General features: G+C 68.0%; 19 protein-coding genes and 1 pseudogene. 9 read left to right on the forward strand and 11 right to left on the reverse strand.

Going from position 1 to position 17,597, the window contains the following annotated elements:
* Positions 1-12 precede the first annotated feature (12 nt).
* The 6 genes from F614_RS0103480 to F614_RS14770 all read left to right on the forward strand — a co-directional run bounded on the left by F614_RS0103480 (position 13) and on the right by F614_RS14770 (position 5,869).
* On the forward strand, positions 13-1,275 hold the full coding sequence (locus F614_RS0103480) for an FAD-dependent monooxygenase (protein WP_019558267.1): 1,263 nt from the start codon (positions 13-15) through the stop codon (positions 1,273-1,275).
* The gene (locus F614_RS0103485; protein WP_019558268.1) at positions 1,272-2,459 is read left to right on the forward strand and encodes an FAD-dependent monooxygenase; all 1,188 of its coding nucleotides are present in this window, start codon (positions 1,272-1,274) and stop codon (positions 2,457-2,459) included. Before F614_RS0103480 ends, F614_RS0103485 begins: the two co-directional genes overlap by 4 nt.
* A gap of 299 nt (positions 2,460-2,758) precedes the next feature.
* Positions 2,759-3,010, forward strand: coding sequence for a type II toxin-antitoxin system Phd/YefM family antitoxin (locus F614_RS14295; RefSeq protein ID WP_081619679.1), 252 nt, complete (start codon positions 2,759-2,761; stop codon positions 3,008-3,010).
* Positions 3,010-3,444 carry a type II toxin-antitoxin system VapC family toxin gene (locus tag F614_RS0103495; RefSeq protein ID WP_019558270.1) on the forward strand — a complete coding sequence of 145 codons (435 nt, stop codon included), beginning with the start codon at positions 3,010-3,012 and terminating at the stop codon, positions 3,442-3,444. Before F614_RS14295 ends, F614_RS0103495 begins: the two co-directional genes overlap by 1 nt.
* 817 nt (positions 3,445-4,261) lie before the next feature.
* Entirely contained in the window at positions 4,262-5,386 is a 1,125-nt protein-coding gene (locus tag F614_RS0103500; RefSeq protein WP_018866434.1) for a porin, read from the forward strand.
* 318 nt (positions 5,387-5,704) lie between these two features.
* Positions 5,705-5,869 (forward strand): hypothetical protein, encoded by a 165-nt coding sequence (locus F614_RS14770; RefSeq protein ID WP_155985241.1) that lies wholly within the window; start codon positions 5,705-5,707, stop codon positions 5,867-5,869.
* 39 nt (positions 5,870-5,908) lie between these two features.
* Here the strand turns inward: F614_RS14770 and F614_RS14960 are convergent.
* A pseudogene (locus F614_RS14960) lies at positions 5,909-6,013 on the reverse strand (type II toxin-antitoxin system PemK/MazF family toxin); the annotation flags it as partial.
* 157 nt (positions 6,014-6,170) lie between these two features.
* Here F614_RS14960 and F614_RS0103510 point away from each other — a divergent pair.
* Positions 6,171-7,016, forward strand: coding sequence for a transposase (locus tag F614_RS0103510; protein ID WP_026279216.1), 846 nt, complete (start codon positions 6,171-6,173; stop codon positions 7,014-7,016).
* 144 nt (positions 7,017-7,160) lie between these two features.
* Here F614_RS0103510 and F614_RS0103515 read toward each other — a convergent pair whose 3' ends face one another.
* The 10 genes from F614_RS0103515 to F614_RS0103560 all read right to left on the reverse strand — a co-directional run bounded on the left by F614_RS0103515 (position 7,161) and on the right by F614_RS0103560 (position 15,866).
* A complete protein-coding gene (locus tag F614_RS0103515) occupies positions 7,161-7,547 on the reverse strand; it encodes a type II toxin-antitoxin system PemK/MazF family toxin (protein WP_255349506.1) in 387 nt (128 codons plus the stop codon).
* Positions 7,541-7,792: an AbrB/MazE/SpoVT family DNA-binding domain-containing protein gene (locus F614_RS0103520; RefSeq protein WP_019558271.1), complete on the reverse strand. Its 252-nt coding sequence runs from the start codon at positions 7,790-7,792 to the stop codon at positions 7,541-7,543. Before F614_RS0103520 ends, F614_RS0103515 begins: the two co-directional genes overlap by 7 nt.
* 280 nt (positions 7,793-8,072) lie before the next feature.
* On the reverse strand, positions 8,073-8,924 hold the full coding sequence (locus F614_RS0103525; RefSeq protein WP_018877876.1) for a secretin N-terminal domain-containing protein: 852 nt from the start codon (positions 8,922-8,924) through the stop codon (positions 8,073-8,075).
* A complete protein-coding gene (locus tag F614_RS0103530; protein ID WP_018876137.1) occupies positions 8,890-9,372 on the reverse strand; it encodes a hypothetical protein in 483 nt (160 codons plus the stop codon). The genes F614_RS0103525 and F614_RS0103530 overlap by 35 nt, the downstream gene beginning before the upstream one ends.
* A gap of 273 nt (positions 9,373-9,645) precedes the next feature.
* Positions 9,646-10,143 (reverse strand): GNAT family N-acetyltransferase, encoded by a 498-nt coding sequence (locus F614_RS0103535; RefSeq protein WP_019558272.1) that lies wholly within the window; start codon positions 10,141-10,143, stop codon positions 9,646-9,648.
* 384 nt (positions 10,144-10,527) lie between these two features.
* A complete protein-coding gene (locus F614_RS0103540; protein WP_019558273.1) occupies positions 10,528-11,121 on the reverse strand; it encodes a chalcone isomerase family protein in 594 nt (197 codons plus the stop codon).
* Positions 11,118-12,482 (reverse strand): MFS transporter, encoded by a 1,365-nt coding sequence (locus F614_RS0103545; protein WP_019558274.1) that lies wholly within the window; start codon positions 12,480-12,482, stop codon positions 11,118-11,120. The genes F614_RS0103540 and F614_RS0103545 overlap by 4 nt, the downstream gene beginning before the upstream one ends.
* Positions 12,463-13,722, reverse strand: a complete 1,260-nt coding sequence (locus F614_RS0103550; RefSeq protein WP_019558275.1) for a cyclopropane-fatty-acyl-phospholipid synthase family protein — start codon at positions 13,720-13,722, stop codon at positions 12,463-12,465. The genes F614_RS0103545 and F614_RS0103550 overlap by 20 nt, the downstream gene beginning before the upstream one ends.
* A complete protein-coding gene (locus tag F614_RS0103555; protein WP_018866445.1) occupies positions 13,722-14,492 on the reverse strand; it encodes a DUF1365 domain-containing protein in 771 nt (256 codons plus the stop codon). Before F614_RS0103555 ends, F614_RS0103550 begins: the two co-directional genes overlap by 1 nt.
* Positions 14,493-15,866, reverse strand: coding sequence for an NAD(P)/FAD-dependent oxidoreductase (locus F614_RS0103560; RefSeq protein WP_018866446.1), 1,374 nt, complete (start codon positions 15,864-15,866; stop codon positions 14,493-14,495).
* A 145-nt stretch (positions 15,867-16,011) separates the two neighbouring features.
* On the opposite strand from F614_RS0103560, the gene F614_RS0103565 reads away from it, so the two are divergent.
* A complete protein-coding gene (locus F614_RS0103565; protein WP_018866447.1) occupies positions 16,012-16,797 on the forward strand; it encodes a DUF3429 domain-containing protein in 786 nt (261 codons plus the stop codon).
* A 28-nt stretch (positions 16,798-16,825) separates the two neighbouring features.
* Entirely contained in the window at positions 16,826-17,479 is a 654-nt protein-coding gene (gene folE, locus F614_RS0103570; RefSeq protein WP_019558276.1) for a GTP cyclohydrolase I FolE, read from the forward strand.
* Positions 17,480-17,597: the final 118 nt, after the last annotated feature.

Raw genomic sequence — 17,597 nt, forward strand, 5'->3', positions numbered from 1 at the left:
GCGGGGTGGATCTTGACGACAAACACCTGCGACATCGCCATCGTCGGCGGCGGGCCGGTCGGCGGCCTCGCCGCCTGCACCCTGGCGCGCGCGGGCTATGCGGTCACGCTGTTCGAGCGCGGGGCACCACCCGCGCCGGATGCACACGCCAACGACACCCGTGGCTATGCCCTGGCGGCCGGCTCCGTACAGTTCCTCGACGATCTCGGCTACTGGGCGCCGCTGGCGGCACGGGCCACCGCGATCCGCTCCATCGTCGTCAGCCGTCGCGGCGGGCTGGGGCGGGTGCATCTGAATGCCGCCGACCATGGCCGCCAGGCCCTCGGGCAGGTGGTGCCGGCCGTCGAACTGGAGCCGATGCTGGACGCGGCCTGTCGCGACGCCGGTGTGGATGTGCGCTACCAGTCCACGCTGGCGGGCGTGGGTGACGTGTCCGATGGGCGCCGCGTGCTGCGCATCGACGGCGTCGAAGGCGAGGACACCTGGGCCGCCCGCCTGATCCTGGCCGCCGACGGCATCCAGTCCCCCACGCGCAAGGCCCTGGGTCTGCCGGTGAACCGCCTGCGTTACGCGGCGGATGCCCTGGTCTTTGACGTGCAGCCGGCGCGGCCGCACAACGGCCAGGCCTTCGAGCGCTTTACCGACGAGGGGCCGCTGGCCTTGCTGCCGCAGGCGGACGGGCGCATGAACGTCGTCTGGGTGGCCCCGCCGGAGGCCTGCGAGCGGCGGCTGGAGCTGGACGAGGCCGAGCGCCTGCGCGAGCTGCAAGGCCGCTTCGGCTGGACGCTGGGCCGCCTGCGCCCGGCCGGCCGCGTGGTGCGTTTTCCGCTGGAGCGGGTGCACGCCCCCGAGCCGGTCGCGGAACGCGCGCTGTTGTTGGGCAATGCCGCGCACGCAGTGCACCCGGTGGCGGGGCAGGGGCTGAACCTGTCTCTGCGCGATGTCGCCACACTGCTGGGTGCACTCCGCGACGGCCGCGAGCCGGACGGCACCCCGCGTTTCGTGACCGACCCCGGTGCGGCGGCCACGCTCGAAGCCTATGCGCGCGCCCGCCGTCGCGACGTAACCGGTGTGGTCGCCACGACCGATTTCCTGGCCCGCGGCATGCTGCACGCGGCCGGCCTGCGCGGGCATGCGCTGGGCAGCGGCATGATGGCCGTCGACCGCCTGCGCCCGGCGCGGGATCGAATCGCACGGGCCGCCATGGGCCTCGGCCCATTGCCGCGCCACACCGCCCGGCATCTCGCCCAGCCGGATACGGAGGGCGCGGCATGAGCGCACGCCCCACAGGCGAGTTGCTGGACCTGCTCGTGGTCGGTGCCGGTGCCGTCGGCGGCGCTATCGCGCTGGGCGCGGCGCGCCAGGGCCTGCGCGTGGGCCTGCTGGAGCGCAATGCCGCGCCCACCTTTACTGACGCCACGCCCGTCACGCGGGTGGCCACGCTGAACATCGCCTCGATGGACTTCCTCGACACACTGGGCGTGCAGGACGCGCTGGAGGCGCGCCGCGCCCATGCCTTCTCCGGCATGAGCGTATGGGACGCGCACGGCCCGGGGCATATCCGCTTCGATGCCGACGAGCTGGGCGTGCCGGCGCTGGGCTGGACCGTCGAGCACGCGGCACTGGAGGCCGTGCTGTGGGCCGAGCTTGAGGCCGCCGGTGTCGACCTGTGGCCGGAGACCGAATGGAAGAGCATGGATGCGCGCCCGGATCGGGTCGACCTCTACGGACCGAAGCACGCGCGGCTCGCCTCCGCCCGTTTGGTGGTCGCGGCCGACGGTGCGCAGTCCCCACTACGCCACCGCATGGGCATCCCGGTGCGCGAGCAGGACTATCACGCCCGCGGCGTGGTCGCGACCGTGACCACCGAGCGCCCGCACGAGGACACCGCCTGGCAGCGCTTCGTCGACGACCAGATCATCGCGTTCCTGCCACTGGCGGATGGGCGCAGCTCCATCGTCTGGTCCCAGCCCGAGCACCAGGCGGACGCAACGCTGGCGCTGGACGACGCTGGATTCTGCGCGGCGCTGGCAGAGGCGATCGACCACCGCCTGGGTGTCGTCACCGACACCTCCCGGCGCGCCAGCTTCCCGCTGGTGGCGCGCCATGCCCGCGACTACCACGCCGGCCGCGTCGCGCTGGCAGGCGATGCCGCCCACACCATCCACCCGCTGGCCGGCCAGGGCCTGAACCTCGGCCTGGCCGACGCCCGCGCCCTGGTCGAGCGCCTGCATGGCCCCGCCCGCCGCGACCCGGGTGCGGAGACCGTCCTGCGCGCCTACACCCGTGACCGCCGCGCCGGGAACGCCTTCATGCAGCGCGCCATGGACGGCTTCCGCCTGATCTTCGCCACCCACGCCGCCGGCCTCCCAGAGCTACGCGGCCTCGGCATCCGCCTGGTCGACCAGGCGACCCCGCTAAAACGCCGCCTCGCCCTGCGCGCCTTCGGCCTCGACTAGCCCCAAACGCGCGGCTATCCAACCGCCGAATCTTCTCCGTCCGCCTTCGCCCCGTAGGAGCCGCCTTGGCGGCGAAGCTCCAGCCAAAGGTCGGCACGGGCAGGCGCTTCGCCTGCAAGCAGCCTCCCACGGTTGCTGTTGACTGAAGCCGCGTAGGAGCGGGCTCGCCCGCAAAGCTCCTGCCAAAGTCGGGACTCTTCATCGGCGCTATCAGCCTCTTAACCGCGCGCCGCCACGCGTTTTTGTGCGTGCTATATTGATATCAACCGGTCCACCCACTGGTCCATAAAGGTGCAGCCATGTCTCATCACGAAATCATCGGGGCTCACGATGCCAAGACACACCTTTCCGGTTTCCTCCGAAAGGTGCAGGCGGGCGGGCGTTTTACCATCACGCAGCGGGGCCGTCCTGTGGCTGCGCTTGTGCCACTGGAGGAAGACGATGCGCCCAGACGTGTGCAGGCCGCGCGGAATCTCCGGCATCTGATGGCCGAGGCTCCAGCGCGCGGGGCAGTGGATATCAAGGCCTTGGTCGAGTCGGGGCGTGACTGATGGATCTCGTGCTCGACAATTCCATCGGGATGCGCTGGTTGCTGTCCGATGGTAGTGCCGCCGACCAGGAAGTCGCGGCAACGGTCCTGCGTTCCATCGAGTCGGGCGATATCCGTCTGATCGCGCCATCCGTCTGGCCGTTGGAGGTCGCCAACGTAGTCGCCCGTGCGGAAAGCCAGGGCCTGGTGACCGAGGCTGAAACCACGCGTTTCCTCGCGCTCCTGCAGGATCTCATGGTGGCCGTTGATCCCGGCGGCATCGATACGGTCTTCGGCGTAACGCTTCAACTGGCCAGGCGCTATGGCCTTTCCGCGTACGATGCCTCCTATCTCGCACTGGCGCTTCAGTACGGCGCCACCCTTGCAACACTGGACCAGGCCCTGATCACCGCGGCTCGCCGAGCCGGGGTCGCTGTGTTCGCGAGCACCACGTGACGGTTCACGCCATCCCGCGTCGAGTTTCAATCGGATCGCCGTAGCCAGCGCTGTCACCCTCGACCCGCCCCAGCAGCATGCGCCGCCCGTATCCGCCCCCGTCGGCATCCCGGCCGCAGCGAAGCGAAGAGCCGGGATCACCAGCCTTGGAGCGATACCCCGCGTACCTACTACCACCCAGGTACGAGGTTCCGGATAACCCCAGCGTGGTTTCCGGCACGACCGAACGAGAAGCCCTCCCCTCGAACCTCCGGCCTGCGCCCGGCTACCAGCCTCTCCCTTTCTTTCCTTCCACCCTGTGGGAGCGGGCTCGCCCGCGGAGCCCCCGCCAAAGTCCGAAAACCTCTAGTCGTCACGGCCCACGCTCATACCGCCGCACCGCTGTCTGCTTTCCGCAACACTCCGGGCGCGACCCTGCCCAAATCTCTCCTTGTTGCAAAAACCCAACGCATCCGACCCGTCGATCCGGCCCCTTCAGATCCGAGAAATGCCGCGCCGCCCGCAAACCCGAGAAAAATAAGCAAAACCTGATCGAATTCTCGCCACGTCCCGCGGGGAAACCATAAGCTGTAGCTCATTAACCCAGAAATTCAGCATGTTGCAAACCAATTCAAGCGCCCTCGAAGCCTCCGCACGCAAGTCGTTGATCTGCCAAAAAGCGCTCCCCGTCACGGATACCCCCGCACTGAGGCAATTTTTTCCCGCCCAGGGGTTGAAACGAGACACCGTGGTGTATATAAAACACCTGTCATTCGCGGCATCGACCGTGGATGCAGGCGTAGAAACGAACACATACCTCTCCTGGGAGATACGCAACATGAAAAAACAGATTCTCGCAGTCGCCGTTGCCGGCGCCTTCGCAGTCCCGGCCTTCGCCGCCGCGGACTCCAACGTCACCCTGTTCGGGCAGCTGCAGACGCAGATCGTTCACCACTCCGGTGGCAACGATAACTTCGATAACGGCTTCCGCATGCACGACGCCGGTGGCGCTGGCTGGATTGCCGATGGCAACGGCCCGAACCGTCTGGGCGTGATGGTCAACCACGATCTGGGTAACGGCCTGACCGCGCTCGCCAAGATCGAGCAGGATGCTCAGACGACCAGCGGTCTGAACTCCTCTGCGCGCGACGTGTATGTTGGCCTTGACGGCAACTTCGGTCGTGTGACCATCGGTCGCCAGAACCTGCCCTACTCCACCGCTGGCAAGGACCCGCTGAACGGCACTTTCATGCAGGCTCGTGGTAACGGTGTCCGTCTGGGTACCGCAGATTCCCTGACTGGCTCCGGCGGTGCGATGGACCCGGGCGCTGGTAACGGCCGGACGAATATCGGTGGCCTCGGCAACGGTTCGTATGAAGACCGTGTGATCAAGTACGGCAACAGCTTCGGCATGGTCGGTCTGCAGGTCGCGATTGCTCAGAACAACGGCGACGGCAGTGGCGAGCAGGCGATCTCCGGTCGTCTGAATTTCGACCTCGGTGCTGTGGACCTGTACGTGGCCCACACCAATGCCGATGATTATCGCATTGACGGCGCGGACTTCCGTGCCAGCAAGATCGGTGCGGACTGGAAGTCTGGTGCGTTCCGTGTGGTCGGTGAGATCGAAGACTACAAGTTCGAAAACATGGCAGGTAACACCGAACGCGATGCCATCGGTGGCTTCGTCTCCGGTGTCTACACCATGGGCCGCAACGACTTCGTGCTGACCCTGGGCCACACCCGTAACTCCGAGACCTCGGCCGGTGCCGGTGACGACGGCAACGTTGACTACGTGGCGCTGGCTGTGAAGCACAACTTCAGCAACCGTGTGATGGCCTTCGCCGGCGTGAACTACGCCGACTACGACGGCAATGTCCCGTTTGCCCGTCCCGGCACGAACAACATCAGCGCTGGCGGTGATTCCTTCACCGGCGTGGGTGCCGGCATGCGGGTGTCCTTCTAAGGACAACCACTGCTACCAAGCGGTATAACAACAAGTTTGTAGCTTGTTTTGCGGGGCCCCCAGGGGCCCCGTTTTTTATGCGACACCGGGCCCCGTTGGGGCCTTTTTGCGTTGGGCGTCTAGCGTTCAGCGCCGGGTAAAGGCGAAGCACAGGGATGGGGGAAAACCGGGGTCAAACCTTGCCTTTTGCCCCTCGGGGTTTTCGTTCGCCCCCTTGGAATTTCGGGGCGGGCGGTAGGCCGGCAGGAATCAGGTTGTTGGCACGGTCTGATTTAGGGTGTACTCGCGGTTGTCAGGGACAAGACGGGGAGAGCAGGGATGGCTCGATCGTTGCGGTTGGAGTATCCGTGGGCGCTGTATCACGTGACGGCGCGCGGCAATCGGCGGGACTGGATCTATCTGGATGACGTTGACCGTCGGCGGTTCGAAGAAACGCTGGCGCAGGCGGTCGAGCGATTCAACTGCGCAAAAGGCAAGGTCTGACCCCGTCGGCGTGAGTCCCGCCCGTACGACAAACGTCCGCTAGGCGGGATCGGGGCAGAGTTCGAGGATCTGGTTGAGGACCGCGCAGGCTTCCCGGTAGGTCCCCTGCGGCACTTGTCCGGCTGGATGGGGTGTCGCGTTGCGAACCAATGGGGTCAAACCTTGCCTTTTGCCCCTCGGGGTTTCCGCGCGCCCGATTCGAACTCCGGGGCGGGCGGTAGGCCGGTCGGAATCGGGTTGTTGGTACGGTCTGATTTAGGGTGTACTAGCGATTGTCAGGGACAAGCTGGAGAGAGCAGGGATGGCTCGATCGGTGCGATTGGAGTATCCGTGGGCGTTGTATCACGTGACGGCGCGCGGCAATCGGCGGGACTGGATCTATCTGGATGACGTTGACCATCGGCGCTTCGAAGAAACGCTGGCGCGAGCAGTCGAGCGATTCAACTGGGTGGTCTTTGCGTACTGCCTGATGGGCAACCACTATCACCTTCTGGTAGAGACGCCGGATGCGAACCTGGGCCGGGGGATGCAGTGGCTGAATGGCGTTTACACGCAGCGGTTCAACCGCCGTCACCGGCGTGTGGGTCATGTGCTTCAAGGCCGGTACAAGGCGATCCTGGTCGAACGCGAGACGTATCTTCTGGAATTGGCGCGCTACATCGTCCTCAATCCGGTGCGTGCGCATCTGATCGACGATCCTGCGGACTGGGAGTGGAGCAGCTACCGGGCCACCGCGGGCCTTTCGGACGCCGTCTCGTGGCTATCGACGGATCGCGTGCTGGACGAATTCGGCCCGGCCGCCTCCCGACAGCAGGCCTATCGGCGGTTTGTCCATGAGGGAATCGGACGTACCTCCCCCTGGAATGATCTGCATGCGCAGCTATTTCTTGGCTCCGAGGCCTTTGTCGAGGCGCGGCTGGCAGGTCAGTCCGGCCGGCTGGACTTGGACCCGGAATACCCCAAGGCCCAGCAGCGGCCTGTGCCGCCGAAGCTCGAATCCCTGGAGGCAAGCTTCCCGAGGAATGAAGCCATTCGGCGCGCGTATGCGTCCGGTGGCTACACGCTGAAAGCTATCGGTGACCATTTCGGTCTGCATTTTTCGCGAGTGAGTCGAATCCTGTCCGCGGGGGCAAAAGGCAAGGTCTGACCCCGTCGGTTCGCGGGTTCCAGGTCTGACCCCGTCGGTTCGCGTCGGTTCCGCGCGTCGGTTCCCGCGGGGGCAAAAGGCAAGGTTTGACCCCGTCGGTTCGGTTTGACCCGTCGGTTCCAGGTTGACCCCGTCGGTTCCCCGCTAGGCGGGATCGGGGCAGAGTTCGAGGATCTGGTTGAGGACCGCGCAGGCTTCCCGGTAGGTCCCCTGCGGCACTTGTCCGGCTGGATGGGGTGTCGCGTTGCGTTGGCGCCAGTCGAAGGACTTTACCTGGTGGCAGAGGATGTAGCTGGTTCTTGCATCCGGCGTCGTGCCCGCCACCACGGCGAAGGGGTTGGTCGCATTGGAATCGGCAGTGGTCATGGGGAGCCCCAGAACCAGCGAGGTGCGGGCGTTGAATTGGGTCGGCGACAGGACGAGGAAGGGGTGAATATCTCGCATTTCCCGCCCGGCCTGAGGGTTGCAGTCTATCCAGATGACGTCACGGCGCCGGGGTACCCAGTCCTTGGGTGCTGCACGCTTTACCATCGTTCATTTCCAATCACGTCCGTGCACATGGCCTCGCCGCTATGCTTGTCCGGGTCGAATCCTTTCAGGCGTTCCTCCAGGCTCATGGATGGAGAGGTTTCCGGACGGATTACGATCTGGTTGCCTTCCACGGAGACGATCACGGATTGGTCCGCCTCCAGGTGCGCTGCGCGCGCGATGGCCGCAGGAAGCCGCACGCCCAGATTGTTGCCCCAGCGCTTGATGTTCAGTCGTGTCTCGGCCATTGCTCCACCCGCAAGATGTATAGACATTGTTTAAACGACTGTATCACCCCGGTGTGGGGGCGTGCCAGAGGGGTATGTTCGGGCGGGCGGGGGACATCCCGGATAACCGTGTTGCGGTTTCCGGGACGATGATCGGGTGTGTCGGCGTGCCATCTGGCGGGTTTGGTCGAAGGGGTGACTCCCGCCGTTGTGGGTGCGTTTCGCGGGGTCAACGCACCCTACGGGCAGTGCTATTCCGTAGGATGCCGATGAGCGAAGCGAATCGCATCATGGGAGCGGGCTAGCGGGCGGGATCGACGCGAATTTCGAGGGTGAGGGTGTCGCGGTCGCGGGTGGTGCGGCGGGAGGCGAGGCCGCGTTCCGTGACGTCGGTTTCGGTGTGGACGCCGCCGAGGGTGTGCCAGGTGCCCGGCTCCAGCGTGAGTTGCGTGTCGATGGCGTCGCGGTCCACGGCGCCGCGGGGGAGGGGGCCTTCGTGGAGCTGGGAGATGGCGATGCGGATGCGGCCGTCGGGCTGGACCTGGGGGCGGACGCGGAAGCCACGGGCGGTGTCCTGCAGCAGGGGTTCGATGCCGACGCCGGCGCGGCCGTGGAGGATGCGGAAGCCGGCGGCGCGGGTCTCGCCGACCAGGATGATGGCCTCGGTGCCTTCCCGCAGGCGCAGGTGCTGGGTCTGGTCGTCGCGGCGGGTGGTGCGCAGCCGCTGGCTGGAGATGCGGCCCTCGGTGCCCTCCGGGCCGCTCTCGAACTCGAGGCCGGTGCCGCGTTCGGTGCGCGGGGCGTCGCGGTGGCGGCGTACGGAGAGGACGAGGTCCTGGGCCGGCGTGTCGAGTTCGGCGACGACTTCGCGGATCTGTTGCAGGGTGCGGGCGTCGGCGCGTACCAGCAGCCGGAAGCCGTCGCCGCGCAGGGTGGCGGTGTCGCCGAACAGGGCCTGCAGCTCGGGCAGCAGGCTGTTCGCCGGTCGGTGTTGCAGCGGCAGCACGGCGACCTCGGCGTGGGTGTCGCGTGCACCGGCGAGGCCGGGGAGCAGGGTGCCAGCCGCCAGCGCGAGGGCGGCTCGCAGGAGGTAACGCCGCTCGGTCATGTCGGGCGGCTCAGACGAGGAGGCGGCGGAGTTCGACGGCTTCATCGCTGAGACTCCAGTTGGCCTCGAAGTCCTGGACGGCGCGCTGGGTGCCCGGCCGATCGTCGACGTCGCCGCGCAGTATGCGGCGCCCGCCGGCCTGGGTGAGCTGCATCCAGCCGCTGTGGTCGGCAATCGCGGTGACGGTCAGCGGGCTTTCCTCGGCGGCCTCCAGGCGGCGCACCGAGACGGCGCTGGGCAGGCGTTTGATGCTTTCCACCAGGCTCGGAAGCTGTTCCTTGAGCGCCAGGTCGTCGTCGACCAGCAGGCGGATGTCGGTATGCCGGTGGCGGCGTGCGATCCCGGCCAGTTCCGCGCCCAGGTCGGGCCCGGCGATCTCGGCCAGCAGGGCGACGCGGGCATGCAGCCAGAGGCGTCGGCGGGTGGCGGCCAGGAGCTCGGCCAGCAGGGCCTCGGCGTCGATCAGGGTCGGGTCGCGTTCGGGGGCGGTCATCGGAGTCTCGCTCGGGTTGAGGGTCCTTCCCTCAGCATAGGGGAGTGGGGGTGGGTTCGCATCATTGCTCCGGGTCGTGTTCCCCGGGGGGGTTAGGGGAGCGTTTCGGGCGCGAATCAGAGATATGAGTACGGTGGCAGAAGCGGATAGGCAAGATCTGTGAGATCCGTGCATATCCCCTGTGGGAGCCGGCTGGCCGGCGAAGCCCCTGCCAAAGTCAGACGCGGGCAGGGGCTTCGCCGGCAAGCCGGCTCCTACGGGGCGCGAGCGGGGCTACACTGACTGGGTCGCGTGGGTGTGGGTGGCATGGGAATAGGGTGCCGCCGGGCGCGGGATCGGGGTGTGGATGCGGTGGAGCATGCGGCGGTGGGGGATGCCGGCGTCCTCGAAGGTGTCGCTGATGACGAAGAAGTCGTGGCGGGCGTAGAAGCCGATACGGCTGTTCTGGGCGTTCAGCCAGACCTCGCGCCAGCCGTGGCGGGCGGCGGCCTGGATGGCGCAGTCCAGCAGGCGCGAGCCAATGCCGTGCCCGCGCCAGGGTTCGCGCACGGCCATGCGGCCGATCTGGCCGGAGGGCAGCAGGCGCAGGGTGCCGACCGGTTCGTTGTTCGCCCCGATGGCCAGCCAGTGCAGGGCGGCGGGGTCCAGGCCATCGAATTCCAGGGCCTCGGGTACGCCCTGCTCCTCGACGAAGACCTCGCAGCGGATCAGGGACAGTGCGTCGGCGTCGGCAGGCCAGGTGGCCTCCCGCAAGGTGATGCGATGTTGCATGGGTATCCTCCTCCGGCATGCCGTGAAGGAGAGCCGCGCCCGCGTGCGCGAGCGATGCGATTGCATGGCTGGCTCCCCGGCCGTCCTGACCCTGGCCCCGGACGGAAGAGTCTAGTTCAGGTTGCGGGAATCTTCCTGTGAAGGGTTTCCCGGAATGGGGACGGTTCGATGTGCGGCGTGGGTGGTGGGAGATTGGGTTACTGCGGATCTTGCGCGGCGACCGGGATTTTATCGTGAGGCACCGCGAGGCGATCGCCACGGCGCATGGTGCCTCGCGTTGACGGGCACGGCATGGGCGCGGTGCCAGAGGCTGGGCGATTGCCGCGGCGCTTCGCGCCTCGCAATGACGGGTAAATGACTCCCGTGTGCGTGACGTGGCCGTGATCAGCGTGCGCCGATCAGGGTGTCGCGGAAGCGGCGCGACAGGGGTTCTTCCGGGTGCAGCCAGATGCCGAAATAGGCCTCGGCGAAGTCGTGGCCGGGGACCTCGACCAGCGGGGTACCGTTTTGCAGCAGGCGGGTGCCGTGGCCCGGGCGGTATTCCAGTGCGTAGCGTTCGCCGGCCTCCATGTCGCGGTAGGCGGCGTTGAAGGTGTCGAGCCGGTCGGCCAGGGCCGCCAGCGTCTCGGCGTCCTGCTGGTCCTCGAGCAGGCGGTTGCCACTGCGGCGGAAGTCGTCGGCGCTGATCGCGCGCAGGTATTCCAGTTCGAGGCGCTTGGGCACGTCGGCGGTCAGGACATCCTCCGGAGCGACTTCTTCGGGTACGTAGAGCGCCCCGACGTAGACGCGGAACACCGTGTAGCGGTAGAGCCGGCCCGCACGCAGGGGCACTGTGGTGTTGTCGATGGTGACCGATTCGGCGAAGCGCACGCCGTCGATCTCGGTGGCGGCCGCGGCCGGGGCGGCGAGCGACAGGGTCAGCAACAGGGTGGCCAGAAGCGAGGCCACGAAACGGGCGGGTCGGATACGGTGGATCATGGGTGGGTGCCTCCGGGTTGAGCGGGGATGGTGGCTTGTTCGCGCGCGTGGATGCGTTCGCGCAGGGTGTGCTGGGTGTCGGCGTCGATGGGGAAGCGCCAGATCAGGGCCATTGCCGCGAGCTTGAACAGGACCGGCAGGCCGGCGTAGGCCAGGGCCAGGACGAGCAGGGCGGTGGGGCTGTTGTCGCCATCGGCCGAGAATCCGGCCGCACCCAGTAGCGGGAAGCTGAGGCCGACGGCCAGCGCGAGGGCCAGCTTGGTCGCCATGCCCCACAGGCCGAAGAACAGCCCGGCGCGCTCGCCGCCGCCGTCGGCGGTGTCCTGGTCGATCACATCGGCCTGCATCGCGGCCGGCAGGGCGAGATCGACCCCGAGGCTGAGCCCGGTCAGTACGGTGATGGCGTAGAACGCCAGCACGTCACCGGCGCTGAGGAACGGCACCCAGATGAAGAAGCTGGAGGCCAGCAGCATCGAGAGTGTCCAGACCCGATGTTTGGGCAGGCGCCGCGCCAGGCGCAGCCACAGCGGCAGGGCGAGGATGCCGGTGGCGAAGTAAACCAGCAGCAGCGGCCCGGCATGGCCTGGCGCCTCCAGCACGTGGGTGATGAACAGCAGGAAGAGCGTGGCGGGGATCGCGTTGGCGGTGCCGTTCAGGATCCACGCCAGGATCAGTCGGCGGAAGGGGCGGTTGCCCAGCAGCAGGCCCCAGCCAGCGCGCCACGGCACGGGCGCGAGCCTTCCGGGGCGTTCCGGCACGCGCCACAGCAGGATCAGGAAGGCGACCGGCAGCAGTACCCACAGCAGCACCGCGAGGGCTGCGAGCGCTGCCCCGGCATCGTCCTGCAGGCCGAGGACCGCCGGCAGTGCGGCGGCCGTGACCGTACCCAGTACGACGAAGCCCTCGCGCGCGGCGGTGATGCGCGAGCGTTCGTGGTAGTCGCCGGAGAGCTCCGCGCCCCAGGCCGCATAGGGCAGGGCGACCAGCGTCCAGCCCAGATAGACCAGGGTGCTGAACAGCAGCAGGTATCCCGCGCCGGCCTCGGCCGGCGGGCGGAAAAGGAACGGCGCGGCGAGCAACAGCAGCGGCACGCCGGCCAGCATCACCGCGCGCCGGCGCCAGGCCCCGGGGATGCGATCGGACAGGTGGCCGACCAGCGGGTCGGTCACGACATCCAGCAGCCGCGCCGCAAGAAGGAGCAGACCGACCAGGGTGACGCCCAGGCCGGTGTGCTCGGCGTAATGCGCGGGCAGGAAGACGTACAGCGGCAGGCCGAGGACGGCCAGGGGCATGCCCAGACCGCCGTAGGCGAACAGCCGCGGCCAGCGCAGGGTGTTCACTTCATCGAGTCGCGGGGGCATTGCTGCCCGAGGCGGTGGCATCGGCGGGGTTTTGCAGGACGGCCTGCATCAGGTTCACGCGGGCGGTGTCGAAGCCGACTTCGCAGTACGCCAGGTAGTAGCGCCACATGCGCAGGAAGGATTGTGAATAGCCGAGCGCCTCGATCACCGGCTCCGCCTGGCGCACCTCCTGGTGCCAGTGGCGCAGGGTGCGCGCGTAGTCCGCGCCAAAGAAGGCATGGTCCGTCACGGCGAGCCCGGCCCGTTCGGCCTCCGCGTTGAAGCGCGGGACCGAGGGCAGCATCCCGCCGGGGAAGATGTAGAGCTGGATGAAGTCGGCATTGCGGCGGTAGTACTCGAAGGCGTGCTCGGCAATGGTGATCACCTGCAGCGCCGCGCGGCCGCCGGGGCGCAGGCAGGCGCGCACTTTGTCGAAGTAGGTCGCCCACCACTGCTCGCCCACCGCCTCGAACATCTCGATGGAGACCACGTGGTCGAAGGTCCCGTCGAGGTCGCGGTAGTCCTGCAGGCGCAGTTCCACGCGATCGCTCAGGCCGGCGCGTTCGATCCGCTCGCGGGCGTAGTCGAGCTGCTCCTGCGACAGGGTGACGCCGGTCACGCGATAACCGCGCCGGGCCGCCATCTCGGCGAAGCCACCCCAGCCGCAGCCGATCTCCAGGATATGCGCGCCCGGTTCGGCGTCCAGTTGATCCAGCAGGCGGGCATACTTCTGCGTCTGCGCTTGTTCCAGGGCCTCGTCGCCGCGGGTGAACAGGGCCGACGAGTAGCTCATCGTGCGGTCCAGCCACAGGTCGTAGAAGTCGTTGCCGAGATCGTAATGGAAGCGGATGTTGGCGCGGCTGCCGCGCCGGCTGTTGCGGTGCCGCCAGTGACGCAGGCGGTCGAGGCCGCGCTGCCAGGCCGGACGATCGGCCAGGGCCGCGAGGGCGGGCTCGTTGTCGGTGGCGAAGCGCAGCAGGCTTGGCAGGTCCGGGGTGATCCAGTCGCCGCTGATGAAGCCCTCGGCAAAGCCGATGTCGCCGTGGCGCAGCAGGCGCAGGATCGCGCGCCAGGGGCGGCGGAAGTGCCAGACAGCCTCGACCCCGGCCTTGCGTCCGCGCAGGGTCACGCGGTCGCCCGACGGGCCGATCAGGGTGATCTGCCCGGTGTCGATGTCCTTGAGTGCGCGCGCGATCAGGCGCAGGGCCCAGTCCGGCCGGGTGGTGTCGTCCTGCGGGGTGTCGAGGTGGTCGAGGGCCATTAGTCGATCTCCTGTGCGGGGGGTGCGGGCCGCGGGTGGTAGCGCCCGCCACGCCACCAGATCTTCAGCGCCTGCCAGTGAATCAGCGGCAGGACCTTGAGGGTCATCCAGGGTTGTTTCAGGAAGGCGCCCAGCAGGGTGCGGTCGCTGAACGGGCGCAGGCGGCCATGCTGTGTGGCCGTCAGCATCAGGTCCTGACCCTGGTATTCGTTGATCGCGATCCGCAGGGATGCCCCGACCTGCGCACGCGGCGGCGTCAGGCTGAAGGCGTAGCGCGCGTGCATGTCGATGAAGGGCGATACGTGAAAGGCCTTCTGCTTCTCCTGGCGCACGGGACCGGCCATGGGCGCGCCGTGCTCGTGCAGCAGGTAGTGGTGGTGCTCGCCAAAGGTGTTGCGCACCTCCAGCAGGATCGCGCGCAGGTCACCGTCGGCGTGCCAGGCATACCAGACGCTCAGCGGGTTGAAGGCATGCCCGAGGACGCGCGGCATGGCCAGCAGATAGATCGGACCGCCGGCCAGGTCGATGCCGTAATCGGCCAGATGCGCCTCGATCCAGGGCCGCCAGGGGCGGCCGTCGCGCGGCCCGTGGTCCCGGGTGCGCAGGCTGAACAGGTTGAAGCCGTCCCGCGAGAACAAGCGGCAGCGCCGGGTGGTCTCGGCGAGGCGGTCGATATCGAACAGCGCGCTGATGACCGGGTAGCGAAAGCGGTACTGCTGCGGGAAGAACCGCTGATGCAGCACCGTGCCGTGTACGAGGGCGGCGTCCATTCAGGTGTTCCGCGATTGCGCCGCCGGCGCGCCGAGCGGGGCCGGCCCGCCGCCGTGTGCGGTGGCCACCGGCGTGTGACCGGGACGGGCGGGGGCATCCGGCGCGTGCGACCAGGGCGGTTCGATGCCCATGGTCTGACCGACACGGACGGCCGAGCGTAGGCCGTCTTCGTGGAAGCCGTAGCCCATCCAGGCCCCGGCGAAATACAGGCCATCCTCGCCCTGGGTCGCCGCCAGGCGCTGGCGGGCCGCCTCCGCCGCGGTATCCATGACCGGGTGTTCCCAGTGCTGCTCGCCGAGGACCAGGCTGGGGTGCGGGTCTCGCCAGGGGTTCAGGCTGATGATGTAGTCCTGACGGCGTTCCAGGCGATGCAGACGGTTCATCCAGTACGACACCGAGACGCGGTCGCGGGCCTGCGTGGTCCGCCCGGACAGGTAGTTCCAGGAGGACCAGACCCGGCGCGAGCGGGGCATCAGGGCCGGGTCCGTGTGCAGGATGGCGTGGTTGGCCTGGAAGCGGCAGGCGGACAAGAGCCGGTCGCGCGCGGGGGCGGCGCCGTTCAACAGCCAGCGCGCGGTGTCGGCGTGGCAGGCGAACACCACCGCGTCGAACCCCATGCCCTGGGCCTCGGTCAGGACGCGCCACTGGCCGGACTCCGGCATCACCGCGCGCACCGGCTGGTGGACGATGCAACCGGGTTCCAGGCGTTGCGCCAGGCGCTGTACGTATTCGCGGCTGCCGCCGACCACGGTGCGCCACTGCGGGCGGTCGCGCAGGTCCAGCAGGCCATGATTGTGGAAGAACTGCAGGAAGCTGGCGGCCGGGAATTCGCGGATCGCCTCCGGCGGGCAGGACCAGATCGCGGCGGCCATCGGCAGCAGGTAGTCCTCGGTGAAACCGCGGCCCAGGCGGTGCCGGTCGAGGAAGGCCCCCAGTGTGCCTTCCGGGCTCTCGTGACGTTCGAACAGCCCCTTGCCCAGGCGGTTGAACCGCAGGATGTCGCCCGCCATGCGCAGAAAACGCGGGCGCACCAGATTGCGGCGCTGGGCGAACAGGGTGTTCAGATCGGAGCCGGCATATTCGACCCCGGCGGGCTGGCGCGAGTAGCCGAAGGACATGTCGGTGTCCTGCGTGGCGACGCCCAGATGCGTAAACAGCCGGGTCAGCAGCGGGTAGTTGCGCTCGTTGTAGACGACGAACCCGGTGTCGATGGGTGTGGGCCCCTGCGGGTCGGGCACGTCCACGGTGTGGGCGTGACCACCGAGTTCCGGTTCCGACTCGAACAGTTGCACGTGGTGGCGGGTCTGCAGGATCCAGGCGGCGGACAGGCCGGCGATGCCTCCACCGATGACGGCGATGCGCGAGCGTTGCATGGTGGTGGTTCTCCGGACCCGAAAGGTGATGGACAACTTATACAATAGCTGTACAATCTTTGTAAATGGTCGCCGACGAAAGTTCCCGGGTTTCCTGTGCCGGGGGCGCTTCGCGAGACCCCGCGTACCAACGGAGACATGGACCGTGAAGACAGACGAGCAAACGCAGGCCGGCGCCCCCGAATGGCCGCCGGAGGTGCGCGAGGCCCTGGCCACGCACGAGATTGTGGGCATTACGTCCGGCCTGTCGGACTTTCGCGATGCCGAGGCGCTGCTGGAAGCAACGGCTCCGGGCCGCTGGCAGCGGCTGGAGTGGGGCATGGGGTCGGCGCACAACCGCGAGCAGTTCCACGCGCTGCAGCAGGCCACCGGCGCGGCCGTGCTGCCGCTGTTCATCGCGCGCGAGGGCGTGATCGGCGGGCTGCCCGAGTTGCGCGAGTATCTGGGGCAGCGGGCGTTGCAGGCGCGCGGCGACGGGCCGCGCCCGGACGCAGCCGCGCCCGCCCTGCACGTCCTGGGGTTCGGCGGCCTGCTACCCTTCGCATTCTTCGGGCTGGGCGCGTGGATGGCCCAGCCCGAATGGCAGGCTTTCGCGCTGGAGGCCCTGGCGCTCTATGGTGCGGTGATCCTGTCGTTCCTGGGGGCGATCCACTGGGGGATCTTCCTGGTGGATCGGCAGCACCGGGTGGGCCCGCTCGCGGCCCCGGTGTGGGCGGTGGTGCCATCCATCCTGGCCTGGCTGGCGGTGCTGCAGCCGCTGCCGGAGGCGCTGATGACCCTGACGGTGCTGTTTCTCGGGGTGCTGTGGGTGGATCGGCTGAGCCTGTATCGCCGCGCATTGCCGCGGGGCTACCTGGGCCTGCGCCTGGTGCTGACCGCCGGGGCGATGCTGGCGCTGGCTTCGGGCTTCGCGGTCACCCTGGTCGCCTGACCGGGCCCGGAAAGAGGAAAACGCAAGAATGAGCGAACACAAGGACTCGATGATGGATGCAGACGCCCGGACGGCCGACGAGCCGACGGCCACCAATGCCTCGGGCCAGCCACTGGCGGCCCCGGAACAGCTCGCCGAGCGCTACCGCGACATCCTCGCCGGTCTGGGCGAGAACCCGCAGCGCGAGGGCCTGCTGGATACCCCGATGCGCGCCGCGAAGGCGATGCAGTATCTCACCCGTGGCTATCACCAGGACCTGGACAGTATCGTCAACGGGGCCCTGTTCTCGTCGGACAACGACGAGATGGTGCTGCTGCGCGATATCGAACTGTACTCCCTGTGCGAGCATCACCTGCTGCCGATCATCGGCAAGGTGCATGTGGCCTACCTGCCCAATGGCAAGGTGATCGGTTTGTCCAAGATCGCCCGGATTGTCGACATGTTCGCGGCGCGCCTGCAGATCCAGGAGAGCCTGACGCGCCAGATCGCCGAGGCCCTGATGCAGGTGACGAACGCCAAGGGAGTCGGCGTGGTGGTGGACGCCAAGCACATGTGCATGACCATGCGCGGGGTGGAGAAGCAGCATTCGTCGATGGCGACCTCGGTGATGCTGGGCGCCTTCCGCGAGGACGGCCGCACCCGGCGCGAGTTCCTCAATCTGATCGGTCGCACGGGCAACTGACCGTTCCCGGGGCCGCCGGGCGGTGTCACTACACAAAAAAATGGCCCGGCGCGAAGGCCGGGCCAAAGATCGTCCGGACACCCGTGTGATGGAGGGTTCTGGTCCGAACGGCGGAAAA

The sequence above is a fragment of the Thioalkalivibrio sp. ALE12 genome (genome assembly GCF_000381105.1).
Taxonomy (GTDB): domain Bacteria; phylum Pseudomonadota; class Gammaproteobacteria; order Ectothiorhodospirales; family Ectothiorhodospiraceae; genus Thioalkalivibrio.